The sequence below is a fragment of the Pseudomonas sp. RIT288 genome (assembly GCF_000631985.1).
GTDB lineage: Bacteria > Pseudomonadota > Gammaproteobacteria > Pseudomonadales > Pseudomonadaceae > Aquipseudomonas.
The window spans coordinates 45,491-69,178 of sequence record NZ_JFYN01000041.1; the positions used below are offsets into that span (position 1 = coordinate 45,491).

The 23,688-nt window shown below is 60.0% G+C and carries 22 protein-coding genes and 1 pseudogene; 17 read left to right on the plus strand and 6 right to left on the minus strand.

Going from position 1 to position 23,688, the window contains the following annotated elements; genetic code table 11:
• Positions 1-15 precede the first annotated feature (15 nt).
• Positions 16-2,298 (plus strand): putative bifunctional diguanylate cyclase/phosphodiesterase, encoded by a 2,283-nt coding sequence (locus BW33_RS21800; RefSeq protein ID WP_047601139.1) that lies wholly within the window; start codon positions 16-18, stop codon positions 2,296-2,298.
• On the opposite strand, the gene BW33_RS28665 is transcribed toward BW33_RS21800, so the two are convergent.
• Positions 2,189-3,085: an NAD(P)-dependent oxidoreductase gene (locus tag BW33_RS28665; RefSeq protein ID WP_177327517.1), complete on the minus strand. Its 897-nt coding sequence runs from the start codon at positions 3,083-3,085 to the stop codon at positions 2,189-2,191. The genes BW33_RS21800 and BW33_RS28665 overlap by 110 nt on opposite strands.
• Positions 3,086-3,281: 196 nt before the next feature.
• On the opposite strand from BW33_RS28665, the gene BW33_RS21810 reads away from it, so the two are divergent.
• Positions 3,282-5,480: a hypothetical protein gene (locus tag BW33_RS21810; RefSeq protein ID WP_047601140.1), complete on the plus strand. Its 2,199-nt coding sequence runs from the start codon at positions 3,282-3,284 to the stop codon at positions 5,478-5,480.
• 279 nt (positions 5,481-5,759) lie between these two features.
• Here the strand turns inward: BW33_RS21810 and BW33_RS21815 are convergent, their stop codons facing one another.
• Positions 5,760-6,080, minus strand: coding sequence for a DUF2288 domain-containing protein (locus tag BW33_RS21815; protein ID WP_047601141.1), 321 nt, complete (start codon positions 6,078-6,080; stop codon positions 5,760-5,762).
• 352 nt (positions 6,081-6,432) lie between these two features.
• Here BW33_RS21815 and BW33_RS21820 point away from each other — a divergent pair, with 352 nt between their 5' ends.
• The 9 genes from BW33_RS21820 to BW33_RS21860 all read left to right on the plus strand — a co-directional run bounded on the left by BW33_RS21820 (position 6,433) and on the right by BW33_RS21860 (position 14,152).
• Positions 6,433-7,560 (plus strand): branched-chain amino acid ABC transporter substrate-binding protein, encoded by a 1,128-nt coding sequence (locus BW33_RS21820; protein ID WP_047601142.1) that lies wholly within the window; start codon positions 6,433-6,435, stop codon positions 7,558-7,560.
• Positions 7,561-7,790: 230 nt separating this feature from the next.
• The gene (gene livH / locus BW33_RS21825; protein ID WP_047601144.1) at positions 7,791-8,714 is read left to right on the plus strand and encodes a high-affinity branched-chain amino acid ABC transporter permease LivH; all 924 of its coding nucleotides are present in this window, start codon (positions 7,791-7,793) and stop codon (positions 8,712-8,714) included.
• Positions 8,711-9,967 (plus strand): high-affinity branched-chain amino acid ABC transporter permease LivM, encoded by a 1,257-nt coding sequence (locus BW33_RS21830; protein WP_007969481.1) that lies wholly within the window; start codon positions 8,711-8,713, stop codon positions 9,965-9,967. Before livH ends, BW33_RS21830 begins: the two co-directional genes overlap by 4 nt.
• The gene (livG, locus tag BW33_RS21835; protein WP_025110759.1) at positions 9,964-10,731 is read left to right on the plus strand and encodes a high-affinity branched-chain amino acid ABC transporter ATP-binding protein LivG; all 768 of its coding nucleotides are present in this window, start codon (positions 9,964-9,966) and stop codon (positions 10,729-10,731) included. Before BW33_RS21830 ends, livG begins: the two co-directional genes overlap by 4 nt.
• Positions 10,732-11,433 carry an ABC transporter ATP-binding protein gene (locus BW33_RS21840; protein WP_047601145.1) on the plus strand — a complete coding sequence of 234 codons (702 nt, stop codon included), beginning with the start codon at positions 10,732-10,734 and terminating at the stop codon, positions 11,431-11,433. It abuts the gene before it with no gap.
• Between the two features lie 269 nt (positions 11,434-11,702).
• The gene (locus BW33_RS21845; RefSeq protein WP_047601146.1) at positions 11,703-12,011 is read left to right on the plus strand and encodes a BufA1 family periplasmic bufferin-type metallophore; all 309 of its coding nucleotides are present in this window, start codon (positions 11,703-11,705) and stop codon (positions 12,009-12,011) included.
• Between the two features lie 25 nt (positions 12,012-12,036).
• The gene (gene bufB / locus BW33_RS21850; RefSeq protein WP_047601147.1) at positions 12,037-12,924 is read left to right on the plus strand and encodes an MNIO family bufferin maturase; all 888 of its coding nucleotides are present in this window, start codon (positions 12,037-12,039) and stop codon (positions 12,922-12,924) included.
• Positions 12,921-13,679 carry an HvfC/BufC N-terminal domain-containing protein gene (locus BW33_RS21855; protein ID WP_047601148.1) on the plus strand — a complete coding sequence of 253 codons (759 nt, stop codon included), beginning with the start codon at positions 12,921-12,923 and terminating at the stop codon, positions 13,677-13,679. Before bufB ends, BW33_RS21855 begins: the two co-directional genes overlap by 4 nt.
• The gene (locus BW33_RS21860) at positions 13,676-14,152 is read left to right on the plus strand and encodes a DoxX family protein (RefSeq protein ID WP_047601149.1); all 477 of its coding nucleotides are present in this window, start codon (positions 13,676-13,678) and stop codon (positions 14,150-14,152) included. The genes BW33_RS21855 and BW33_RS21860 overlap by 4 nt, the downstream gene beginning before the upstream one ends.
• Before the next feature lie 154 nt (positions 14,153-14,306).
• On the opposite strand, the gene BW33_RS21865 is transcribed toward BW33_RS21860, so the two are convergent.
• Positions 14,307-15,221 carry a LysR family transcriptional regulator gene (locus tag BW33_RS21865; protein WP_047601150.1) on the minus strand — a complete coding sequence of 305 codons (915 nt, stop codon included), beginning with the start codon at positions 15,219-15,221 and terminating at the stop codon, positions 14,307-14,309.
• 104 nt (positions 15,222-15,325) lie between these two features.
• On the opposite strand from BW33_RS21865, the gene BW33_RS21870 reads away from it, so the two are divergent.
• Positions 15,326-15,925, plus strand: a complete 600-nt coding sequence (locus tag BW33_RS21870; protein ID WP_047601151.1) for a short chain dehydrogenase — start codon at positions 15,326-15,328, stop codon at positions 15,923-15,925.
• 22 nt (positions 15,926-15,947) lie between these two features.
• Here BW33_RS21870 and BW33_RS21875 read toward each other — a convergent pair whose 3' ends face one another.
• Positions 15,948-17,054: an acyltransferase family protein gene (locus tag BW33_RS21875; protein WP_047601152.1), complete on the minus strand. Its 1,107-nt coding sequence runs from the start codon at positions 17,052-17,054 to the stop codon at positions 15,948-15,950.
• Positions 17,055-17,198: 144 nt separating this feature from the next.
• Here BW33_RS21875 and BW33_RS21880 point away from each other — a divergent pair, with 144 nt between their 5' ends.
• Together BW33_RS21880 and BW33_RS21885 are read left to right on the plus strand one after the other, a co-directional pair.
• Positions 17,199-17,852 (plus strand): COG3650 family protein, encoded by a 654-nt coding sequence (locus BW33_RS21880; RefSeq protein ID WP_047601154.1) that lies wholly within the window; start codon positions 17,199-17,201, stop codon positions 17,850-17,852.
• Between the two features lie 97 nt (positions 17,853-17,949).
• On the plus strand, positions 17,950-19,563 hold the full coding sequence (locus BW33_RS21885; protein WP_047601156.1) for an NAD(P)/FAD-dependent oxidoreductase: 1,614 nt from the start codon (positions 17,950-17,952) through the stop codon (positions 19,561-19,563).
• Between the two features lie 90 nt (positions 19,564-19,653).
• Here the strand turns inward: BW33_RS21885 and BW33_RS21890 are convergent, their stop codons facing one another.
• Positions 19,654-20,748, minus strand: coding sequence for a PLP-dependent cysteine synthase family protein (locus BW33_RS21890; protein ID WP_047601157.1), 1,095 nt, complete (start codon positions 20,746-20,748; stop codon positions 19,654-19,656).
• Positions 20,749-20,917: 169 nt separating this feature from the next.
• Between BW33_RS21890 and nhaA the strand changes: the two genes are divergently transcribed.
• From nhaA to BW33_RS21900, 3 genes and pseudogenes are all read left to right on the plus strand, one after another.
• Positions 20,918-22,105: a Na+/H+ antiporter NhaA gene (nhaA, locus tag BW33_RS21895; RefSeq protein ID WP_047601158.1), complete on the plus strand. Its 1,188-nt coding sequence runs from the start codon at positions 20,918-20,920 to the stop codon at positions 22,103-22,105.
• Between the two features lie 162 nt (positions 22,106-22,267).
• A pseudogene (locus tag BW33_RS28670) lies at positions 22,268-22,783 on the plus strand (colicin E3/pyocin S6 family cytotoxin); the annotation flags it as partial.
• 11 nt (positions 22,784-22,794) lie between these two features.
• Positions 22,795-23,046, plus strand: a complete 252-nt coding sequence (locus tag BW33_RS21900) for a pyocin S6 family toxin immunity protein (RefSeq protein WP_047601160.1) — start codon at positions 22,795-22,797, stop codon at positions 23,044-23,046.
• Between the two features lie 74 nt (positions 23,047-23,120).
• Here the strand turns inward: BW33_RS21900 and BW33_RS21905 are convergent, their stop codons facing one another.
• Positions 23,121-23,585 (minus strand): glycine zipper 2TM domain-containing protein, encoded by a 465-nt coding sequence (locus tag BW33_RS21905; RefSeq protein ID WP_007969461.1) that lies wholly within the window; start codon positions 23,583-23,585, stop codon positions 23,121-23,123.
• Positions 23,586-23,688: the final 103 nt, after the last annotated feature.

Consider the following 23,688-nt stretch of genomic DNA (forward strand, 5'->3'; position numbering starts at 1 on the left):
AGAGACGGGGATGCTATGGAGTGGCTTGGTTTGCAGTTTGTTACCGAGCTGCCGGAGAGCGGGCAGGTCATTCTCGATTGCACACACAATCCCTTGCTGGTGCTGGTGGCCTATCTGGTCGCCTGCGCCGCGAGTTTTGCCACCCTCGACATGGCCGAGCGGGTTGGCCACGCCGAAGATCCGGGTTCGCAACGGGTCTGGCGCTGGATCGGTGCCACTTGCCTGGCCGGCGGCATCTGGGCCATGCACTTCATCGCCATGCTGGCATTCCAGGCGCCGCTGGAAATCCATTACGAACTGGCCACCACCCTGTTTTCCCTGGTGATCGCCCTGCTCGCCTCGTGGCTGGCGATGCACACTCTGAGCGAGCCTCATCCCTCGCTGATGCAATACCTGAAAACCGCCATTGTTATTGGCCTGGGCATCGCCGGCATGCATTACGTCGGCATGGCGGCGATGCATTCGGTAGCCACCGCGTATTACCAGCCGCTGTTGTTCTGCCTGTCGATCCTGATTGCCATCGGCGCCAGCTTCGCCGCGCTGTGGGTCGCCGGTTATCTACGTGAAGGCAGTGGACGGTTTCATCAACTGCTCAAATACACCGCCGCAATGATCCTCGGCGCTGGCATCATCAGCATGCATTTCACCGGCATGGCCGCGTTGCATCTGGTGTTGCCCGAGGGCGTCGCACCGACCCTGAGCGGCGAAACCAATTACCTGCAACTGGGCCTGACAGTCGCATTGATCATCCTGCTGATTCTCGGCAGCGCGATCAGCGCGGCACTGGCCGACAAGAAACTGCAAAGCAAGGAGCACGACCTGCGCCGGGTCAACGCCCTGCTCAGCCAGCTCGATCAGGCGCGGATGTCGCTGCAACAAGTGGCCAACTACGACGCCCTGACCAACCTGATCAACCGCCGCGGTTTCAACCAGATCTTCGCCGAGAAACTCAACCAGAAAACCAGCGAAGGCGGCATGCTCGCGGTGATGTTTCTCGACATCGACCACTTCAAAAGGATCAACGACAGCCTCGGCCATGACGCCGGTGACGCTCTGCTCAAAGTCATCGCCAATCACATCAAAGGCTCGGTGCGCAGCCATGAAGACGTGGTTGCGCGCTTCGGCGGTGACGAATTCTGCATCCTGATCGGTCTGAATGAGCGCGAAGAGGCGCGCAGCATGGCGCAACGGATCATGCAGAAAATGAAGGAGCCGATCGAACTGGCCGGGCGGCGCATGGTGATGACCACCAGTATCGGCATCAGTCTGTTCCCCGACGACGGCACCACCTGCGAAGAACTGCTCAAGCACGCGGATCTGGCACTGTATCAATCCAAGGGTGCCGGGCGTAACGGCCTGCATTTTTTCAGTTCCAACATGAAGACCCGCGCCAGCCTCGAACTGCAACTGGAAGAAGAACTGCGCCACGCCCTGCGTGAGGAAAACGGGCTGATGCTCTACTACCAGCCGATCTTCGAACTGAAAACCGGGCGGGTGACCAAACTCGAAGCGCTGATTCGCTGGCAACACCCGGTGCATGGCTTGCTGGCCCCGGATCGTTTCATCGCGATTGCCGAAACCAACGGCCTGATTGCCGAACTGGATAACTGGGTGCTGCGCAGAGCCTGCACCGACCTTGGCGAACTGACGCGCCACGGCTGCGACGAACTGAAAATCGCCTGGAACTGCTCGCCGCTCAACCTTGCCCGGGAAGAACTCGCCGATGAAATCGAAAGTGCGCTGCGCACCGCTGGCGTCGCGCCCGAACGGCTGGAACTGGAAGTCACCGAAAACGCGTTGATGGGCAACATCGCCAACACCCTGGTGTTGCTGCGGCAGATCCGCGCCCTCGGGGTGTCGCTGTCGATCGATGACTTCGGCACCGGCTATTCATCGCTGGCCTACCTCAAGCGCCTGCCGCTCAACACACTGAAGATCGACCGTTCCTTCATCCTCGACATCCCCAGGGCGACCGCCGACATGGAAATCGTCCAGGCGATCATCGTCATGGCCCACACCCTGCATCTGCAGGTGGTGACCGAGGGCGTGGAAAGTCTGGAGCAGTACGAATTTCTTGAGCGCTCGGGCTGCGATTTCATTCAGGGCTACCTGCTGAGCCGCCCGGTGCCGCTGGACGAGTTACGCCCGGTGCTGGAGGAAATCAATCAGCGTAAACACTCACATGCGGTCAATCCGTTGAGTCTGGCGCACGGTACATTTGTACCATTGTCGCTGGATCCTTCTGCAAAAAGCCTTGCGCCCCATGCAGGCGCATCAGTTGTGCGGCCAATCCGCTGATCGGCGTTGCCGAGCCTTGTTCGCGGGAGAATTTGACCGCGGTATCAAGATCCTTGAGCAGCGTGCGCACGTGCCATTTCACTGGTTCAAAACGGCTCTCGGCCATTTGCGGGGCGAGGATCTGCAACGGTTTCGAATCAGCAAAACCACCGGCCAGCGCCTCGGCAATCAGGCGCGCATCGACTCCGGCCTGTTCGGCCAGCGCCACTACCTCGGCAATCACCAGCGCATTGCAGGCGACGATCATCTGGTTACAGGCCTTGGTCACTTGCCCGGCGCCGATGCCACCCATGTGCGTGACGCGCTGACCAAGGTTGAGCAGCACCGGGCGCACCCGATCCAGATCCGCTGCTGCACCGCCGACCATGATCGCCAGACTGCCGGCCTCGGCCCCCACCACGCCGCCGGACACCGGTGAATCGAGCCAGCTCATCCCGGTCTTGTCGGCCAACTCGGTTGCCATCTCGCGGGTAGCGGTCGGTTCGAGGCTGGAAAAGTCCACCAGCAACTGGCCCTTTTTCGCGCCTTCAACAACACCAGCGGCGCCGAACACCACCTCACGCACCACCGCCGTGTCGGCCAGACAGAGCATCACCACGTCCGCGTGTTCACACAGTTCTGCGGGACTCGCCACCTGCCGGGCGCCGGCTTCGACCAGTGGCGCGCACTTGGCCGGGTTGCGGTTCCACACGGTCAGCGGGTAACCCGCCGCCAGCAAACGGCGGCACATCGGCAGGCCCATCAAGCCGATTCCGGCAAAACCCAACGAAGGTAGCGTTGACATCATTTTGCCTCTTTTCGATTAAAGATCACTGAATAATGGCCGATTCATGAGCGATCAGGAAAGGATTCCCCCGCGCGACAATCAGGCCAAACCCCTGACGCCCGGGCCAAATTCGCGCAATAAAAAGACGCGAGATCTTATTCCGTGAGGCTCGCTGACACTGGTCAGCGGACCAACCAGTCCAGGTATATGGCGCACAATGACTTCTAAAAACAATCCCGCCACTGCGGTATCCGATCTGACCCTGAGCCCTGCCGCAAACAGCCCGTCATCATCGAAGCCATTGCCTCCGTCGCGCCCGCTGGGCACTCAGCAATATCTGTACTACACCGAAACCAATACCGACCGCATCCTCGACAACCTCGATGGCCTGCGTGATCTGGTGTTCCCGCGCCCGCCGCACCTGGAAGGCGACAACGAACAGCACAACGATCAGGAATTTCCGTCGGTGTGCCTGATCGGCCTCGGTCGCTGCGGCTCGAACATCGCCCTCGACGTCGCGGAGCTGGTGTACAACGCGCGCAAGTTCTACCTCAATGAATTCAACAACGAAGACCGCGCGGCAGATCGGCGTCTGGCCGACAAGGGCTACAGCCCAGCCCAGTGGATCAAGCAGAATCTGCGGATCGGCCCGAACAAGTCGAGCAAACCGGTGTTCCTCGTCGAGCCATTGGTGATGCTCGGCGACCTCGACAAGGACATCGCCGGACGCATCCGTTTCTCGCGCAAGGGCGAGAAAAGCGGCTTCCTGCGTGACTACAGCAAAATGAAGATCATGGACTTGTCCGAAGTCCACGCCGGTGGCGCCGGTAACGCGCCGATCCTCGGTCAGTACCTGGCGAAGATCATCCTCAACAAGGATACCCAACGCTTCTCCAGCCCTGACTGGAAAATGATCCACTCGTACCTGATCGACAGCTGCGGCATCAAGGCCAACCAGTCACGCCTGTACTTCTCGATCTTCAGTGCCGGCGGCGGTACCGGTTCGGGCATGGCTTCGGAATTCGGTCTGGCCCAGCAGCACTCGTACATGAACAAGACGTTCGACACCAAGCCGATGGACGAGCATGACGGCAAGAGCGGGCATTCGTTCGTGTTCGAGCCGATCTTCACCAGCGGCATCTGCGTGCTGCCGAACATTTCCGATCACCGCAGTGAAATGTCCGAGGCGCTGCACATCAACGCCGGACGCCTGTTGTGCAAATACCTGTCGGAGGAATGGGATTTCTCCTACAACTTCGCCAATGAAGACAGCAGCGAAGCCAGCGTCATGGGCCGTATCCGCCCATGGAACGCGATGATGCTGATCTCCAACGACATCATGCGTTACGCCGAAGAGAGCGATGACGGCAACATCCAGAACATTGATGTCAATGCGATGGAGAAGCACGCCAACCAGTACATCTCGCAGCAGATCTTCAACATCCTGACGGCGCAGGCGGTGACCACCGACTACGACCAGAACTACTTCCGGCGCGCCGGCATCGACATCGGCGAAACCATTCGCCTCGATGCCAACGACTTGTTCATGAGCCTGGCCGGCCCGGTGGCGATTGCCTACGCCGAATCGGTGGTGCCGGAAACCCCGCCGCCGAGCAGCGACAAGTTCAAGGTCTTCGACAAAGAGCCGCAGCGTCTGAACATCGACGACCTGTTCTTCCGCTCGATCGACCTGCCGCACTTCAACAAAGTCACCCAGGCGATCGAAGGCATCAGCCTGCTGCCGATCGAATCCAAGCGCTATCGCGCCTCGCTGGAGCAGTACAAGAATTCCGGCTACGACGCCGCCGCGCTGCACGACCTGCACTTCTTCAAGAACTGCTCGTCGGTGGTGTCGATCGTCTCGCTGCCCAAAGACTACAAGCTGTCTTACATGGATCTGAACCGGTTGAAGACCCACCTCAACAGCCTGTTCCCCAACACCACGCTCAAGCGCTATGCGCTGGTGATCGGCGCTTCGGCCAACCTGTCGCTGACCACCCTGATCGCCAAGAGCCCGTGCCTGTCGGACGACTTCCTGACGTTGATCGTGGCGTTCATCAAGCGCTGCTTCGCCAAGACCCCGTACCGTTTCGATGAGACCCTGGACAACTCGATCCTCGACTTCATCATCAACGAAGACTTCGACGAAGACCGCATCGACGACTTGCTCAACGAGTTCGAAAACCCGGCGAAGATCCTCGATACCAACTGGTATGCGATCAAACCGATGTACGAGAAGAAGTACCGCGAACTGATCAACGACAAGGACAAGTTCGTCTCGATCAACGACATTCGCCTGTCGCGCGATTGCGTGAAGAAGTCGATCAAGTACCTGCGCGAGATCTACCGTCACCGGATCGGCAAGACCAAGGTTATTTCCCTGAATAACCATACCGGGAAGACTTACTCGGTCTGATTGAAGACCGAGTCGCCCCATTCGCGAGCAGGCTCGCTCCCACTGGGGAATGCATTCCAAATGTGGGAGTGAGCCTGCTCGCGAAGAGGCCACTTTAAACACTGCAAAACCTTCATTGCCAATATCCAGAAACAATTAAGCAGCCCTCAGGCTGCTCAATAAACTGTTCCCGTTACGTTTACGTCACCGTGATGCCACCCACGCTTGTGGCCTTTCTCTACGGCAACGTGCCATCACGCTACTCCGCTACACACTTTCCACTGACAATCGTTCGCACCATCAAGGTGCAACATCGGAATCGACTGCCCTTTCCTGGATCAGAATCCACGGACTCACCACCACCGCCCACAACTGCGGATCACGCTCGAAAATATCCAGCGCCCGCGTTTCAGACAGCTTGGCGACCTTGTCTTCGGCCAGCCAGGCGGCGACTTTCTCGCCATCATCCGAGGCCACGGCCTCGGCGGCGGCGATCAAATCCAGGGCCGGGTCGACCCACAATAGGGCACCCTTGGCGAAGAACGGCTCCAGCTCTTTCCAGGTAATTGATGCGGTTTCACCAAGCAGCTTGGCATAGAGGGTGCTAGGTTCTTGATTCATGGGACTGTCCGGAAAAGAAATCGACGCGAATGATAACGTCGGTGGTTCGGCAGAAAAACCCGGTTGCAAAAGGCTTCACCGAACGAAAAGAGCAGGAACGCCAAGGAATGCTGCTGTTTGGGGCATAAGCCCCCCGAAAGCCCCGCCGCAATTCTGTCTTTTTCATTCAAAAATGCGACACCCACAAGTTTTGCCCCTCGGCGCCTGCTTCCCAGGCCAACAACCGGCGCTCTACACTGTACCGGTACAGTTGCCGGGGGCATTTCCGGAGGGTATCGCAAAGATATCTGACCCGGTTCTGCTGCTACGGCGCCAGAACTCAAAAAAATTACAACAGTAAGAGTGGAGCACTATGACTAAGGCTACTAAGCAGATTTCCAAACTGTTTGCCGCTATGGTTCTGGCCGGGGTTGCCAGCCATTCGTTCGCCGCTGACACCATCAAGATCGGTATCGCCGGCCCTAAAACCGGTCCTGTAGCCCAATACGGCGACATGCAGTTCAGTGGCGCGAAAATGGCCATCGAGCAGATCAACGCCAAGGGCGGCGTCGACGGCAAGAAACTCGAAGCCGTTGAATACGACGATGCCTGCGATCCTAAACAAGCCGTAGCGGTCGCGAACAAGGTCGTCAACGACGGCGTCAAGTTCGTGGTCGGTCACCTGTGCTCCAGCTCCACTCAGCCTGCTTCGGACATCTACGAAGACGAAGGCGTGATCATGATCACCCCGGCTGCCACCAGCCCGGACATCACCGCCCGTGGTTACAAAATGGTCTTCCGCACCATCGGTCTGGACAGCGCCCAGGGCCCTGCCGCCGGTAACTACATCGCCGACCACGTGAAGCCGAAAATCGTTGCCGTACTGCACGACAAGCAGCAATACGGTGAAGGCATCGCCACCGCAGTCAAAGCGACCCTGGAGAAGAAAGGCGTGAAAGTCGCCGTGTTCGAAGGCGTCAACGCCGGCGACAAGGACTTCTCCTCGATGATCGCCAAACTCAAGCAAGCCAACGTCGACTTCGTCTACTACGGCGGCTACCACCCGGAGCTGGGTCTGATCCTGCGTCAATCCCAGGAAAAGGGCCTGAAAGCCAAGTTCATGGGTCCGGAAGGCGTGGGTAACGACTCCATTTCGCAGATCGCCAAGGAGTCCTCCGAAGGCCTGCTGGTGACCCTGCCGAAATCCTTCGACCAGGATCCGGCCAACGTCGCCCTGGCTGATGCCTTCAAAGCCAAGAAAGAAGACCCGAGCGGCCCGTTCGTGTTCCCTTCCTACTCGGCGGTTGAAGTGATTGCCGAAGGCATCAAGGCAGCCAAGTCCGAAGACGCAGCGAAAGTGGCCGAAGCCATTCACGCGGGCACTTTCAAGACCCCGACCGGCGACCTGAGCTTCGACGCCAAGGGCGACCTGAAGGACTTCAAGTTTGTGGTTTACGAGTGGCACTTCGGCAAACCGAAAACTGAAGTTTCGCCTCAGTAAGGCGCGCCCTGACTGACTGCCAATAAAGCCCACGGCGTGCCGTGGGCTTTGTTTTACGAATGTATGGGCCGCACTGGCGTGATCCGCCAGTCTCCCCACCTGAAAATCTCAAAACCGTCATCAGCGGTTCGCTGGCAAAACCCGGATTCGAAGTGGATAAAGATCCACGGGGCCGGGCGGGAAAATGACTCCACCAGTGAAATGCGTATCAGGTTTTTAGGAGCGTTGTAATGCCTGACATCTATCACTTCTTCCAACAGCTGGTTAATGGCCTGACCATTGGCAGCACGTATGCCCTGATCGCCATCGGCTATACGATGGTCTACGGCATCATTGGAATGATCAACTTCGCCCACGGCGAGGTGTACATGATCGGTTCCTACGTGGCGTTCATCGCCATCGCCGGGCTGGCCATGATGGGAATCGACAACGTCCCGCTGTTGATGACCGCCGCGTTCATCGCGAGCATCGTCGTCACCAGCTCCTACGGTTACAGCATCGAACGGATCGCCTACCGCCCCCTGCGCGGCAGCAACCGTCTGATCCCGCTGATTTCCGCGATCGGTATGTCGATCTTCCTGCAGAACACGGTTCTGCTCGCGCAAGACTCCAAGGACAAATCCATCCCCAACCTGATCCCCGGCAACTTCTCCATCGGGCCAGGTGGTGCACATGAAGTGCTGATTTCCTACATGCAAATCGTGGTGTTCGTGGTGACCCTGATCGCCATGCTCGGCCTCACGCTGTTCATCTCCCGCTCTCGCCTGGGTCGCGCCTGCCGCGCCTGCGCCGAAGACATCAAGATGGCCAACCTGCTGGGCATCAACACCAACAACATCATCGCCCTGACCTTCGTCATCGGTGCTGCGCTGGCAGCCGTTGCGGCTGTGCTGCTGAGCATGCAGTACGGCGTGATCAACCCGAACGCCGGTTTCCTCGTCGGTCTCAAGGCCTTCACCGCCGCGGTACTGGGCGGGATCGGCAGCATCCCCGGCGCCATGCTCGGCGGGTTGGTGCTTGGGGTGGCTGAGGCCTTTGGTGCCGATATCTTCGGCGACCAGTACAAGGACGTCGTGGCTTTCGGCTTGTTGGTTCTGGTGCTGTTGTTCCGTCCGACCGGCATTCTGGGCCGTCCGGAGGTTGAGAAAGTATGACTAGGAATCTTAAACAGGCACTGTTCAGTGCCTTGCTGGTGTGGGCCGTGGCCTACCCGGTACTCGGTCTGAAACTGACCATCGTCGGCATCAACCTCGAAGTGCACGGCACCAGCCCGGCCATTCTGGCGACCATCGCCGTGTGCTCGGTGCTGATGTTCCTGCGCGTGCTGTTCAACCAGCAGATCAGCAAGGCGTGGAAATCCTCGCCGGGCCTGCCGTTGATCCCTGCCAAGGCCAGCAACTTCCTGACCCTGCCGACCACGCAACGCTACATCATCATTGCGCTGATCCTCGGTGCACTGGTGTGGCCGTTCTTCGGCTCCCGTGGCGCGGTGGACATTGCCACGCTGATCCTGATCTACGTGATGCTCGGCCTCGGTCTGAACATCGTCGTCGGTCTGGCCGGTCTGCTCGACCTGGGTTACGTCGGCTTCTACGCCGTCGGCGCCTACAGCTACGCGTTGCTGTCGCACTACTACGGCCTGAGCTTCTGGATCTGCCTGCCGATTGCCGGCCTGATGGCGGCGACGTTCGGCTTCCTGCTGGGCTTCCCGGTGTTGCGTCTGCGCGGTGACTACCTGGCAATCGTGACCCTCGGTTTCGGTGAGATCATTCGTCTGTTCCTGCGTAACCTGACCGACATCACCGGCGGCCCGAACGGCATCAGCAACATCGAGAAACCGACGTTCTTCGGCCTGACCTTCGAACGCAAAGCGGCGGAAGGCATGCAAACCTTCCACGAATATTTCGGCCTCGAATACAACTCGATCAACAAGGTGATCTTCCTCTACCTGGTTGCCCTGTTGCTGGCGCTGGCAGCGCTGTTCATCATCAATCGCCTGCTGCGCATGCCGATCGGTCGTGCGTGGGAAGCGTTGCGTGAAGACGAAATCGCCTGCCGTGCGCTGGGCCTGAATCCGACGATCATCAAGCTGTCGGCGTTCACCCTGGGGGCGAGCTTCGCCGGTTTCGCCGGTAGCTTCTTCGCCGCCCGTCAGGGTCTGGTGACGCCGGAATCGTTCACCTTCATCGAGTCGGCGATCATCCTAGCCATCGTCGTGCTGGGTGGCATGGGCTCGCAACTGGGCGTGATTCTCGCGGCCGTGGTGATGATCCTGTTGCCGGAAATGATGCGTGAGTTCAGCGAATACCGGATGTTGATGTTCGGTGCGCTGATGGTGTTGATGATGATCTGGCGTCCACAAGGTCTGCTGCCGATGCAACGCCCACACATGGAGTTGCGAAAATGAGCCGCGAGATTCTTAAAGTCGAAAACCTGAGCATGCGCTTCGGCGGCTTGCTGGCGGTCAATGGCGTGGCCCTGACCGTCAAGGAAAAACAAGTGGTGGCACTGATCGGGCCGAACGGCGCGGGCAAGACCACCGTGTTCAACTGCCTGACCGGTTTCTACCAGCCATCGGGCGGCAGCATCCTGCTGGACGGCGAGCCGATCCAGGGTCTGCCGGGGCACAAGATCGCCCTCAAGGGCGTGGTACGCACCTTCCAGAACGTGCGGCTGTTCAAGGACATGACGGCGGTCGAGAACCTGTTGATCGCCCAGCACCGTCACCTGAACACCAACTTCCTGGCCGGCCTGTTCAAGACCCCGGCGTTTCGCAAGAGCGAACGCGAGGCCATGGAATATGCCGAATACTGGCTGGAAAAGGTCAACCTGAAAGAGTTCGCCAACCGTACCGCCGGCACCCTGGCCTACGGTCAGCAACGGCGTCTGGAAATCGCCCGCTGCATGATGACCCGCCCGCGGATCCTCATGCTCGACGAACCGGCCGCCGGTCTGAATCCGAAGGAAACCGAAGACCTCAAGGCGCTGATCAGCGTGCTGCGTGAAGAGCACAACGTCACCGTGCTGCTGATCGAACACGACATGAAACTGGTCATGAGCATTTCCGACCACATCGTCGTGATCAACCAGGGCACGCCTCTGGCTGACGGCACGCCGGAACAGATCCGCGACAATCCTGAAGTGATCAAAGCCTACCTGGGGGAAGCGTAAATGCTGCAGTTCGAAAACGTTTCCACCTTCTACGGCAAGATCCAGGCCCTGCACAGCGTCAACGTCGAAGTCCGTCAGGGCGAGATCGTGACCCTGATCGGCGCCAACGGTGCCGGCAAGTCCACGCTACTGATGACGCTTTGCGGTTCGCCGCAGGCGCACAGCGGCAGCATCCGCTACATGGGTGAGGAACTGGTCGGCCAGGACTCGTCGCAGATCATGCGCAAGAGCATCGCGGTGGTGCCGGAAGGCCGTCGGGTGTTTGCCCGGCTGACCGTTGAAGAAAACCTGTCCATGGGCGGTTTCTTCACCGACAAGGGCGACTATCAGGAGCAAATGGACAAGGTTCTCGACCTGTTCCCGCGCCTGAAAGAACGCTTCAACCAGCGCGGCGGCACCATGTCCGGCGGCGAACAGCAGATGCTCGCCATCGGCCGGGCGTTGATGAGCAAGCCTAAACTGCTGCTGCTCGACGAGCCGTCGCTGGGCCTGGCACCGATCATCATCCAGCAGATCTTCGACATCATCGAACAGCTGCGCAAGGACGGTGTGACGGTGTTCCTGGTCGAGCAGAACGCCAACCAGGCGCTGAAAATCGCTGACCGTGCGTACGTTCTGGAGAACGGCCGCGTGGTGATGCAAGGCACCGGTGAAGCGCTGCTGACCGACCCGAAAGTGCGCGAGGCGTACCTCGGCGGTTGAGTCCTTTTGCCCAATAAAAAACGGCCTTCGGGCCGTTTTTTTGTACTTTACGAATATCCCTTGTAGGAGCTGCCGCAGGCTGCGATCTTTTGACTTCGCCTTTTAGAAGCAAGATCAAAAGATCGCAGCCTGCGGCAGCTCCTACAGGGTCTTGCATTTTTTTCTGAAAATTTCCGGCTGCGCTGTAACGCATCGCCATGAGCGTTCTCTAGTGGGACAAGCAAGCGCACTTCGCTTGTAAAACCCAAGCTCAAATCTGGAGAAACATCATGACTGCTACCACTCGTACCCTGTCCGCCGCTGCACTGGTTCTGGCTCTTGGTTCCGCCCTGAGCATGACCGCTGTTTCCAGCGCCAATGCCGCCGACAACAGCAACATGGAAAAATGCTTCGGCGTGGCCATGAAGGGTCACAACGATTGCGCCGCGGGCGCAGGCACCACGTGTGCCGGCACAGCGAAGATGGACTACCAGGCCAACGCGTGGAAGTTCGTGCCAAAAGGCACCTGCGCGACCACCGAGAGCAAGACCTCGCCGACCGGTTTCGGTCAGATGGAAGCCTTCAAAGCCAAGTCCTGATCCATTGCCTGCCCGAGTGACGCTCATGTTCTCAACCAGCGAACCTGTCCCACCGCGCACTCGGGCAGCCCTCTGCGGGCTCCCGTCCCGCGCGGGGCTGGGGCTCAAGACCGGGCACTTTCGTGAAGTGCTCGGCACCCGACCGGACATCGGTTTCTTCGAAGTCCACGCCGAAAACTACATGGTCGACGGCGGTCCGTTTCATCATTTTCTCGGGTTGATCCGCGAGCAGTATCCGCTGTCGCTGCACGGCGTCGGGCTGTCGATCGGGGCCGAAGGGCCATTGGACGTGCAGCACCTGCAACGCCTGCAAACACTGATCGAGCGTTATCAACCGCAGTCCTTTTCCGAACACCTGGCCTGGTCGAGCCACGGCCCGGTGTTCCTCAATGACCTGCTGCCGCTGGCGTATGACACGCCGACCCTGAACCGCGTCTGCGCGCATATCGATCAGGTGCAGAACAGCCTCAAGCGCCCAATGCTGCTGGAGAATCCCTCCACTTATCTGGCGTTTCAGCGTTCGACCATCGATGAGCCGGAGTTCATCGCCGAGGTGATCCGCCGCAGCGGCTGCGGTCTGCTGCTCGACGTCAACAACGTCTACGTGTCGTGCATCAATCATCAACGCGATCCACTGACCTACCTCGACGCGCTGCCGTTGCACGCGGTCGGCGAGATTCATCTGGCCGGGTTCGCCGAGGATGCCGACAGCCTCGGCGACCGCTTGCTGATCGATGATCATGGCGCGCCGATTGATGACGCAGTCTGGGCGTTGTACCGACAAGCGCTCGAACGAGTCGGCCCGGTGGCAACCTTGATCGAACGGGACAATCAGGTCCCGGCGTTCAATGTGCTGCTGGCCGAGGCGCAGCAGGCCGAAGCGTTGTTGCGGCACGCAGGGAGTCGGCCATGAGCACTCAAGCCGACTTCAGCGCCGCCCTGCTCGACACTCGCCTGCCCTGCCCCGCTGGCCTGTGCAGCGCCAACGGTGCTGATCCTGCCAGCCGATTCTTGGTGTATCGCAATAACGTGCAAGGCTCGTTGATCAACGCGCTGGCCGACAGTTATCCGGTGGTGCAGCAGTTGGTCGGTGAGGAATTCTTCCGTGGCATGGCGAGCACTTTCATCCAGCAGCAGCCACCGCGCAGTCCGCTGATGAGCCGTTATGGCGACAGTCTGGCGGACTTCATTGACCTATTCGAACCAGCGGCCGAGGTGCCGTATCTGGCCGATGTCGCACGGCTCGAACGCTTGCGCACCCGCGCTTATCACGCCGCCGATGCCGCGCCGGTCAGTGCGCAACAGATCAGCGCTGCACTGGCCGATCCGCAAACACTCGCCGAACTGAACATCGCCCTGCATCCCTCGCTGCACCTGCTCGACTCGGCCTACGCGGTGGTTTCGATCTGGGCCGCGCATCAGCAGGACGCCACACTGGCGGGCATCGACGTCCATCAACGGCAACAGGCACTGGTGCTGCGCAACGGTCTGGAGGTCGAGGTCTTTGCCCTCGATCACGGCGCCAGCGTGTTCATCCGCCATCTGCTCCATCACCGACCGCTGCTGCAAGCGGCGCAAGACAGTCCGCCCTTCGATCTGCCGCAGACCCTCGCCCTGCTGATCGGCCACCACGCCATCACCGACTTGAACTACCAGGTATCGCCATGAACAATCTCATCACTCGCGCCATCGGACTAATGGAAAAAATCCCCCACAGCCTGATCGCCTTCATCGCGCGGTTCTCGATTGCCGCGGTGTTCTGGAAGTCCGGGCAGACCAAGGTCGAGGGGCTGGCCATCGATTTGATCGACGGCACCTTTCAACTCGGCTGGCCACGCTTGGCGGACTCGACGATTCCTTTGTTCCAGAGCGAATATCACGTGCCGCTGCTGTCACCGGAAATCGCCGCGCACCTGGCGGCGTTTGCCGAACACTTCTTTCCGGTGCTGATATTGATCGGCTTCGCCACGAGGTTTTCGGCGCTGGCGCTGCTGGGCATGACGCTGGTCATCGAGGTGTTCGTCTACCCCGATGCCTACCCGACCCATGGCACCTGGGCGGCGGTGTTGCTGTACCTGATGGCGACCGGACCGGGGAAATTGTCGATCGACCACCTGATCGCCAGGTACTACAAACGCTGATGTCCGTGATATCCCTGATGTCCCCGATGTCCCCGATGTCCCTGTAGGAGCTGCCGAAGGCTGCGATCTTTTGATTTTGAAGATCAAAAGATCGCAGCCTTCGGCAGCTCCTACAGGGACATCACGGGTATCACGGGTATCACGGGCATCTTGGTCAACGCGATAGCCGATCCAGCGCCTCGCCGCTGCGCTTGAACCACCCGATCAAATAATCCGCCAGCACCTGCGTGCGCTTGGGCAACCCGCCCTGGTAGGGGTGCACCAGATACATCGGCATCCGGCGCGTCTGAAAGTCCCGCAGCAGCCAGCGCAATCGACCGTCAGCCAATTCGCGTTGCAGCAGGTACGACGGCAAACGGGCGATGCCGGCGCTCGCCAGTGCGGCTTTCTTCAGCAGATTGTAATGGTTGCTGGCGAACGGCCCCGACACCCGCACCCGCAGCAATTCGTGCTGTTGGTGATACAGCCATTCCTCGCGGCCACTGTAGTGGCTGTTGAGCAGGCAACGGTGTTCGGCCAGCTCCTGCGGGGTCAGCGGTTCGCCGAACTGCTCTAGATAGGCCGGGCTGGCGCAGGTCATTTCCTGCCACGCCAGCAGCGGTTTGGCCACCAGCCGCTCGTCATTGGCCACCTCGGAGCGAATCGCCAGATCGAAGCCATCCCGAGACAGGTCGCGATAGTGGTTGTTCAGCTCCAGCTCGATCTGCACCTCGGGGTATTGCTGCGAGAACTCCAGCAGCAAGCCATCGAAAAACGTTTCCCCCAGCGAGACTGGAACCGTCATCCGCACAGGGCCGGCCATGTCGTCTTTCAAACGCGCCAATGCCTGCCGCGCGCGCTCCACCTGGACGACCAGCGCCTGCGCCTGGGGCAACAGCGCGGCGCCGGCGGCAGTCAGGCTCAGACGGCGGGTGGTGCGTTGCAGCAGCACCACGGAAAACTGCGCCTCCAGTTGACTGATGCGCTTGGACAACTGGCCCTTGCTGCAACCCAGTTGCTGCGCCGCCAGGGTAAAACTGCCGGCCTCGATCAACACCGCGAACGCCGCCAGATCATCCATTTCGCTCATGGATTGTTTCCATTTGAAAACCAAAGGTTGCCTATTAGTGCGCTTATCCGCAGAAAAAACCACTCTAGACTGAAACCTCGTTCAACCCATTGAGGAACAGTCCCATGAAGATTCTGTTGATCGGTGCCGCCGGCACCATCGGTTCGGCCGTGGATAAAGAGCTGAGCCAGCGTCACGAAGTGATTCGCATCGGTCGCAGCAGCGGCGACTTCCAGGTGGACATCAGCGACAGCGCATCGATTCGCAAGCTGTTTGAACAGACCGGCAAGTTCGATGCGCTGATCTGTGCCGCCGGCAACGTGACCTTTGCTCCGCTCGGCGAGATGAACGCTGACAGCTTCGCTCTGGGCCTCAAAGACAAGCTGATGGGCCAGGTCAACCTGCTGCTGATCGGTCGCGAATACGCCAACGACGGTGCCTCGTTCACCTTCACCACGGGCGTGCTCAGTCATGACCCGATCCGTACCGGCGCCTCGGCGGCCTTGGTCAACGGCGCGCTGGACAGCTTCGTCAAAGCCGCCGCCATCGAATTACCGCGCGGTCTACGGGTGAATTCGATCAGCCCGACCGTGCTGCTGGAAGCCATGGGCAGCTACGCCCCGTACTTCCGTGGCTACAAGCCGGTTCCTGCAGCCGATGTGGCATTGGCCTACGCCAAAAGTGTCGAAGGCCTGCAAACCGGTCAGACCTTTCACGTCAACTGAAGACCGCGCAGGCAGGGGTGCATCAACGGGCCACTTCGGCTCCTGCGGTGCGCCCGCCCGCACGTTCGCGCAACCAGCGCTGCAACGGCCGTTCGAACCAGTAGTGACATAGCAGGCTGCTGCCGATCAGCACGGCAAAGAACAGCAGCAGGCTCCACGGCTGATAAAAAACGGCGCGTCCGGGCAGGAATTTATCAGCCAGCAGGGCCGCGACAATCTGCAGCGGAAAGTGCAGCAGGTAGGAGGCATAGCTGATGTCCCCAAGCCAGGACAAACGGCGCGCCAGCGGCTGCAACCATGGGTGACAAGCCGCAACGGCAACGATGGTCAACGGTAACAGCACGGCAAACCTGATGCGTTGTGATTGCGCCTCATCGCTGCCGATCCACCACCAGCCCGCCACACAGGTCAGCACCAGCCCGGCGGCGACCCAACGCAAATCAAAACGCCGCAACAACCAGTCCACGGCGATATAAGCCAATCCACCACAGAAAAAACCAAACACCCCGAGGCTGATTTTGTACTGCGTCGGAAACAGCCACAGGCTTACGGCAATCAGCAACGCACTGATCAGCAGCGGCGCCGGCGAGTAACGCCACAGCAGGAAAAACCCTGCATAAAGCAACACCTCCACCGATATCGACCAGGCCGGGCCGTTAAATGACCAGCCCTGCTCCAGCCCCCAGGCCGGAGCCAGAAACACATTGAGGAGCGCGTGCCAGGCATCGTTGAACGGGTAGACAAACGCGTTGCCGGTGTGCGCGCTGTAGATTTTCTGCAGCATGGCTACCGCCAAAAAAGTCGCCAGGTGCAAGGGATAGATCCGACTGAAACGTTCGCTGAAAAACTGTTTGCCGCTGATTTCGCGTTGCGCCAGCGCTCGGGCGAACAACCAGAAAAAAATGAATCCGGAAAGACTGAAGAAGAGCGAAACGGCATCACCGCCATGTCGGTAGAACAATGAAAACAGGCTGTACAACGGCTGGTCTTCACGTTGCAACGGTCCGGGCACTGCGCCTTGAAAAAAGAAGTGCTGCCAATGCCAGAACACGACAGCCAATGCCGCGATGCCGCGCAGGGCGTCCAGCGCGTACAGCCGCTCAGGGAATACCGAAGGGTTTTGCTTCATGCACCATCAATCCATGCCCGCACAGGTACGTCACTATGCTGGCGGGCAACGGGCAACTCAATAGCGAGCCCAAGCCGCCCACTCAAGTCTTGTGATCGACGGTCAGCCTGCGTAACGTGGCGGCACTTGTCTGGAGAGCCGAAGATGCGTGTTGCCCGTTCGTTGATCGTTGTTGCCCTGCTGCCACTGTTCGCCGCCTGCCAATTGCTCGATGGCCCGCGGGAAAGCGCGTCCCACATCGGACAAACCCGGATGCAGGGGCAGTTGACGGCGGCCGACGGCAAACTGGTGTTCCAGCCCTGTGGCGAACAACGTCAGTACGTGGTCAACGACATCGGCGGCACCAGCGTGCTGCAAGAGGCCGCGAGCCTCGCCGATCAGCAGGGCAAGCTGTTTGCCGATGTGCGCGGGAAGATCGCCGGCGACCGCCTCGACCTCGGCCAGTTGTATCGGGTCGAGCGTTCCGGCACCGCGTGCGATGACCCGAACTTCAAACTGTTGATCCTGCGTGCCGCGGGCCACGGTCCCGAGTGGAACGTCAAAGTCAGCGGCAAGGGCATGGTCATCGATCGTGAAGGCCAGCCCGCGCTGGCGGTGCCTTATGTCGAAGAGCAACTGGGCGACGGCCGCTTCAACCTCAGCAGCGAAGCCAACAACCAGCGCATCGAGTTGTGGGTCGCGCCGCAACGCTGCGTCGACAGCAGCACCGGCAGCGTGCAGCACATGAGCGCCGAACTGCGCATCGACGGCAAGGTCGAGCGTGGTTGCGGGTATTTCGGCGGATCGCGTAACGACTGAGCGTTTTAGCCTCACCGGATCCGGCCTTTGCGGCTTATAATCGCGGCCTTCAAACGCCCTGGCGCAGTTGTGCGCCCCGCGAATCCGGATCCTCGCCATGTTACGAATCACCGAACTCAAGCTGCCAATCGACCATCCCGAAGAAGACCTGCGTGCCGCCATCGTGCAGCGCCTGGGCATCGCCAGCGATGACTTGCTCGATTTCACCTTGTTCAAGCGCAGCTACGACGCGCGCAAAAAGTCCTCCGAACTGTGCTTCATCTACACCATCGACCTCAACGTGCGCGACGAGGCCAAGGTGCTGGGCAAGTTCGCCGACGACCGTAACGTCAACGTGGCGCCGGATGTCAGCTACAAATTCGTCGGCCAGGCGCCAAACGACCTGAGCCAGCGCCCGATCGTGGTCGGTTTCGGCCCGTGCGGGATCTTCGCCGGCCTGTTGCTGGCGCAGATGGGCTTCAAGCCGATCATCCTTGAACGTGGCACCGAAGTCCGTCAGCGCACCAAGGACACCTGGGGCCTGTGGCGTAAAAGCGTGCTCAACCCCGAGTCCAACGTGCAGTTCGGCGAAGGCGGCGCGGGCACGTTCTCCGACGGCAAGCTGTACAGCCAGATCAAGGATCCGAAGTTCCTTGGCCGCAAAGTCCTGCACGAATTCGTCAAGGCCGGCGCGCCGGAAGAAATCCTCTACGTCAGCAAGCCGCACATCGGTACGTTCCGTCTGACCGGCATGGTCGAGACCATGCGTGAGGAGATCCGCGCCCTGGGTGGCGAAGTACGCTTCCAGGAACGCGTCACCGATGTGCTGATCGAAGACGGCCAACTGGTCGGCGTCGAGTTGGCGAGCGGCGAAACCCTGCATTCGAAACACGTGGTTCTGGCCCTCGGCCACAGTGCCCGCGATACCTTCCGCATGCTTCACAGCCGTGGCGTGTTCATGGAGGCCAAGCCGTTCTCGGTGGGCTTCCGCATCGAACACCCGCAATCGCTGATCGACCGCGCGCGGCTGGGCAAATACGCAGGCCACCCAAAACTTGGGGCTGCCGACTACAAACTGGTGCACCACGCCAAGAACGGCCGTTCGGTCTACAGCTTCTGCATGTGCCCGGGCGGCACCGTGGTGGCGGCGACTTCCGAGCCGAACCGCGTGGTCACCAACGGCATGAGCCAGTACTCGCGTAACGAGCGCAACGCCAACTCCGGGATCGTCGTCGGCATCACCCCGGAAGTCGATTACCCGGGCGGCCCGCTGGCCGGTATCGAGTTGCAGGAGCGTCTGGAGTCCCACGCGTTCATCCTTGGCGGCAGCGATTACAAGGCCCCGGCGCAACTGGTCGGCGACTTCATCAATGGCACCCCATCCACCGAGCTGGGTGAAGTCGAGCCGTCGTACAAACCGGGTGTGGCCCTGGGCGACCTGGCCCTGGCACTGCCGGACTTTGCCATCGAAGCGATTCGTGAAGCGTTGCCGGCGTTCGAGAAGCAGATTCGCGGTTACTCGCTGCACGATGCCGTACTGACCGGCATCGAAACCCGTACCTCGTCGCCGCTGCGCATCACGCGTAACGAATCGCTGCAGAGCATGAATGTGAAAGGTCTGTTCCCGGCCGGCGAAGGCGCAGGTTACGCGGGCGGGATTCTGTCGGCGGGTGTGGACGGGATTCGTATCGCGGAAGCTGTGGCCCGCGACATTCTGGGGATTGAGGCTTAATTTTCAAGATCAAAAGATCGCAGCCTGCGGCAGCTCCTACAGGAATGTACTCCCCTGTAGGAGCTGCCGCAGGCTGCGATCTTTTTGCTTTTAGATATTGGCGCGCAACACTGAAGTCGGCAGCGCTTCACCGCGCTCGGCACTCGCCGCCACCGCTGCAATCAACCCTTCCAGCTCATAGCCCTGCGCCTTCAGCCAGGCCTGATCGTAATAGGTATCGGCATAACGCTCGCCGCCATCGCACAGAATCGCCACGATCGACCCCGACTCCCCCGCCGCTTTCATCTGCTGCGCCGCCATCAGCGCGCCGATCAGGTTGGTGCCGCTCGACCCGCCGACATGCCGTCCCAGACGCTGCGCCAGATAATGCATGGCCGCCAGCGACAAGGCGTCGGGCACCTTGACCATCGCATCGATCACCTTCGGCAGGAACGACGCCTCGACCCGTGGCCGGCCAATGCCTTCGATCCGCGAACCGCAGTCCAGTCGCAGACTCGCGTCGCCGCTCTGGTAGTAATCGAAGAACACCGAGCGCTCGGCGTCGGCGCACAAAACCCGGGTGCAATGCTGGCGATAACGCACGTAACGCCCCAGGGTCGCGGTGGTGCCGCCGGTGCCGGGGCTGGAAATCAGCCAGCTCGGCTCCGGGTGTTTCTCGAAACGCATCTGCTGGAAGATCGACTCGGCGATGTTGTTGTTCGCCCGCCAGTCGGTGGCCCGCTCGGCGTAGGTGAACTGGTCGATGAAGTGGCCGCCATGCTCGCGAGCCAAGCGCTCGGACTCGGCGTAAATCTGCGTCGGATCCTTGACCAGATGGCTCTGACCACCATAGAAGGCGATCTGCGCGATCTTCTCTTTCGAGGTGGTCGCCGGCATCACCGCAATGAACGGCAGGCCAAGCATGCGCGCGAAATACGCCTCGGAAATCGCCGTCGAACCGCTGGACGCCTCGATCACCGGCGCGTCGGGCTTGAGCCAGCCGTTACACAACGCATACAGGAACAGCGACCGCGCCAGGCGATGCTTGAGGCTGCCGGTGGGATGGCTCGACTCGTCCTTGAAATACAACTCGATACCTGCAAACCCCGGCAGCGGCAAGGGGATCAGATGGGTGTCGGCGCTGCGCTGAAAGTCCGCTTCGATGATGCGGATGGCTTCGCGGGCCCACTGTCGGTTGTCGCTCATGGTCATGCTCTCGTTGGTTCGGGCAGAAGTTGCCTCGCTACAGGCTCAGCCACCCAGCATAGGAAAAAACCTACAAGGCTCACAGATACAGCTGAGGCCCAATATATCCGCCAACTGCTAGGCTCTGTGCAAGTACGTGTCCGACCTTTTGCAATCATGGAGAGCCACCTTGCCGCTGCGTAGAACCTTCACTCGTTTCTTTCAGCTGGAAGCGGCCAGCGGGCTGCTGTTGATTGCCGCCGCCATCCTCGCCCTGATCATCAACAACTCACCGCTGTCATGGCTGTACACCAGCCTGCTCGACACTCCGGTGGTGACGCAGATCGGTGCGCTGAAAATCGCCAAGCCGCTGCTGTTGTGGATCAACGACGGGCTGATGGCGCTGTTCTTCCTGCTGATCGGTCTGGAGGTCAAGCGCGAGGTGCTCGACGGTCAGCTGTCGAAACCGTCGCAGATTGTTCTGCCCGGCGCGGCGGCGGTCGGCGGCATGGTCGTGCCGGCATTGATTTATTGGTTTCTTAACCGCGACAACCCGCCAGCCCTCGACGGCTGGGCGATTCCCACCGCCACCGACATTGCCTTCGCCCTCGGTGTGCTGGCCTTGCTCGGCAAGCGCGTGCCAGTGTCGCTGAAACTGTTTCTGATGACCCTGGCGATCATCGATGACTTGGGTGCCATCGTGATCATTGCGATCTTCTATTCCGGCGAACTCTCGAGCCTGTCGCTGGGCCTGGCGGCGGCGTGCATTGCGGCGCTGGTGGCGATGAACCGGCTTGGCGTAGTCAGGCTCGGGCCGTACATGATCATCGGTCTGATCCTGTGGGTGTGCGTGCTCAAGAGCGGGGTTCACGCGACGCTGGCCGGTGTCACGCTGGCGTTCTGCATCCCGCTGCGCACCAGAAATGCCGAGCCCTCGCCGCTGATGACCCTCGAGCACGCGCTGCATCCATGGGTGGCCTACGGCATTCTGCCGCTGTTTGCCTTCGCCAACGCCGGGCTGTCGCTGAGCGGGGTGAGCGTCGAAAGCTTCACTCATCACGTACCGATGGGCATCGCCATCGGCCTGCTGCTGGGCAAGACCGTCGGCGTGTTCGGCCTGACCTGGCTGGCAGTGAAAATCGGCATCGCCGCCCTGCCCCACGGTGCCAACTGGGGTCAGGTATTGGGTGTGGCGATCCTCTGCGGCATCGGTTTCACCATGAGCCTGTTTGTCGGTTCGCTGGCCTTTGAGCCGGGCGTGAGTGACTACGCCGGGATGGACCGGATGGGCATTCTGACCGGCTCGATTCTGGCGGCGTTGATCGGGTATGCGGTGACGGCGGCGGCGAGTCGCCGGAGAACGGATCTACCTGCATAGAACACCTGTGATTGGGATTTTTTGTGGCGAGGGAGCTTGCTCCCGCTGGAGCGCGAGGCGATCCCAACATCCCGGGTCTGCTGCGCAGCCCAGCGGGAGCAAGCTCCCTCGCCACAAATCCAGCCCTGTCTGAAAACCAGCGAACAAAGCCGGGGATAAATCCGGTTCGTCGCCGACCTGGGTGAAGGGGTCGAACTGCTCTGGACGCCGGCGGCGGATGGCTCGGACGTTCTCGGTATTCCGGCACTGGAGGCTGCACCGCAGGCACCGCACATCTGGGTGTATCCACCGACAAAAGCGGCGGACGGGATTCTGGTGAATCCGGTTTATCCGCCGGAGTATCGGGATTTCATTCTTGTGTTTCCGGCGGATTCGGGGGTTCGGCCGGTTTACGTTGTGCTCAGTCGAGCTCGCGACCATGCCTACTACGACCACCCAAAGACGCTACCTGCGTTTCCTGATGCAGTCAGAGTGAAGTCCAAGTCATCGGTTCAGGGTGGAGGAAAGCGGCGAGCACGCTGGGTAGACCGCAAAGGTCGGATCTATTAATGGGATTACAAAAGCAATGCTGTAGAAAAATACGCCAAATTGGGAACCACTCATTTGGGTGAGTTCAATCATATTACTGGTGAACAAACCGGGCCTGCTGAGCCGGATAGAAGAACCTCTAGAAATTAAGGGACTAAAACATGCGTTACCTTTCAATAACCGGGTTTTACCCTGACGAAATTCAAGACAGCTCGCTACAGTTTGAAATGGATATCAACGGTAGCGAAATGAATGAAAAGGTTGCACAGCTGATTGAATCCAGGCCGCTTAACGAACTGGAGCCTGGGGAGTTGTTATTGAGCCCGGATCAAGTAAGCGCATTGGAAGTCCTTCTGAACGTCAGCTTCCCGAAGGGTCTGGAGTATTTCATGGGCACCTGTGCCCAGCACTGAGCGGGCGAATTGAAACAAACAAAAAACCCCGACCAGTCACCTGATCGGGGTTTTTCTTTACCGCTCGTTTGCGCTTAGTGCGAAACGCGACTGGTGCCACCGACGGTGGAGATGCGCACGCGCTCACCGACACGGAACACTTCGTTTTCCTGAACCTGTTGCACGTAGGCGCGCATGCTGCCGTCGTCTTCGCGCACAGTGATTTCCACGCCTTGGGTGCGGGTCAGGCCTTCTTCGGTGGCCGAACCGATCAGGCCGCCGGCCACGGCGCCGATGACCGCCGCAACGATGCTGCCTTTGCCACCACCGATGGCGCTGCCGCCGACACCGCCAACCACTGCGCCTGCAGCGCCGCCGATCGGGGTCTTGGTGCCTTCGATTTTCACCGGACGCAGGGATTCGATGGTGCCCATGCGAATCGTCTGCACACGACGCGCTTCGTCACGGGAGTAGGAGTCACCGGTCAGGCTCGACTGGCAGCCGGTCAGCAACATCGCCATCGTGGAAAAGGAAGCAACCAGCAGAACAGACTTACGCATAGCATCAACTCCAAAAGAACAGGTGTTCATTAAACCCCGCTGCTTGACGCCTGTCACGACGCAGCCCGGATAAACTTGATTTTATTCAGGCCCGGTACAGGCA

Excerpts from the sequence above, each read along its gene's own strand:
- BW33_RS21800 (WP_047601139.1), top strand. The coding sequence starts at position 16 with ATGGAGTGGCTTGGTTTGCAGTTTGTTACCGAGCTGCCGGAGAGCGGG.
- BW33_RS28665 (WP_177327517.1), bottom strand. The coding sequence starts at position 3,085 with ATGATGTCAACGCTACCTTCGTTGGGTTTTGCCGGAATCGGCTTGATG.
- BW33_RS21810 (WP_047601140.1), top strand. The coding sequence starts at position 3,282 with ATGACTTCTAAAAACAATCCCGCCACTGCGGTATCCGATCTGACCCTG.
- BW33_RS21815 (WP_047601141.1), bottom strand. The coding sequence starts at position 6,080 with ATGAATCAAGAACCTAGCACCCTCTATGCCAAGCTGCTTGGTGAAACC.
- BW33_RS21820 (WP_047601142.1), top strand. The coding sequence starts at position 6,433 with ATGACTAAGGCTACTAAGCAGATTTCCAAACTGTTTGCCGCTATGGTT.
- livH (WP_047601144.1), top strand. The coding sequence starts at position 7,791 with ATGCCTGACATCTATCACTTCTTCCAACAGCTGGTTAATGGCCTGACC.
- BW33_RS21830 (WP_007969481.1), top strand. The coding sequence starts at position 8,711 with ATGACTAGGAATCTTAAACAGGCACTGTTCAGTGCCTTGCTGGTGTGG.
- livG (WP_025110759.1), top strand. The coding sequence starts at position 9,964 with ATGAGCCGCGAGATTCTTAAAGTCGAAAACCTGAGCATGCGCTTCGGC.
- BW33_RS21840 (WP_047601145.1), top strand. The coding sequence starts at position 10,732 with ATGCTGCAGTTCGAAAACGTTTCCACCTTCTACGGCAAGATCCAGGCC.
- BW33_RS21845 (WP_047601146.1), top strand. The coding sequence starts at position 11,703 with ATGACTGCTACCACTCGTACCCTGTCCGCCGCTGCACTGGTTCTGGCT.
- bufB (WP_047601147.1), top strand. The coding sequence starts at position 12,037 with ATGTTCTCAACCAGCGAACCTGTCCCACCGCGCACTCGGGCAGCCCTC.
- BW33_RS21855 (WP_047601148.1), top strand. The coding sequence starts at position 12,921 with ATGAGCACTCAAGCCGACTTCAGCGCCGCCCTGCTCGACACTCGCCTG.
- BW33_RS21860 (WP_047601149.1), top strand. The coding sequence starts at position 13,676 with ATGAACAATCTCATCACTCGCGCCATCGGACTAATGGAAAAAATCCCC.
- BW33_RS21865 (WP_047601150.1), bottom strand. The coding sequence starts at position 15,221 with ATGAGCGAAATGGATGATCTGGCGGCGTTCGCGGTGTTGATCGAGGCC.
- BW33_RS21870 (WP_047601151.1), top strand. The coding sequence starts at position 15,326 with ATGAAGATTCTGTTGATCGGTGCCGCCGGCACCATCGGTTCGGCCGTG.
- BW33_RS21875 (WP_047601152.1), bottom strand. The coding sequence starts at position 17,054 with ATGAAGCAAAACCCTTCGGTATTCCCTGAGCGGCTGTACGCGCTGGAC.
- BW33_RS21880 (WP_047601154.1), top strand. The coding sequence starts at position 17,199 with ATGCGTGTTGCCCGTTCGTTGATCGTTGTTGCCCTGCTGCCACTGTTC.
- BW33_RS21885 (WP_047601156.1), top strand. The coding sequence starts at position 17,950 with ATGTTACGAATCACCGAACTCAAGCTGCCAATCGACCATCCCGAAGAA.
- BW33_RS21890 (WP_047601157.1), bottom strand. The coding sequence starts at position 20,748 with ATGAGCGACAACCGACAGTGGGCCCGCGAAGCCATCCGCATCATCGAA.
- BW33_RS21900 (WP_047601160.1), top strand. The coding sequence starts at position 22,795 with ATGCGTTACCTTTCAATAACCGGGTTTTACCCTGACGAAATTCAAGAC.
- BW33_RS21905 (WP_007969461.1), bottom strand. The coding sequence starts at position 23,585 with ATGCGTAAGTCTGTTCTGCTGGTTGCTTCCTTTTCCACGATGGCGATG.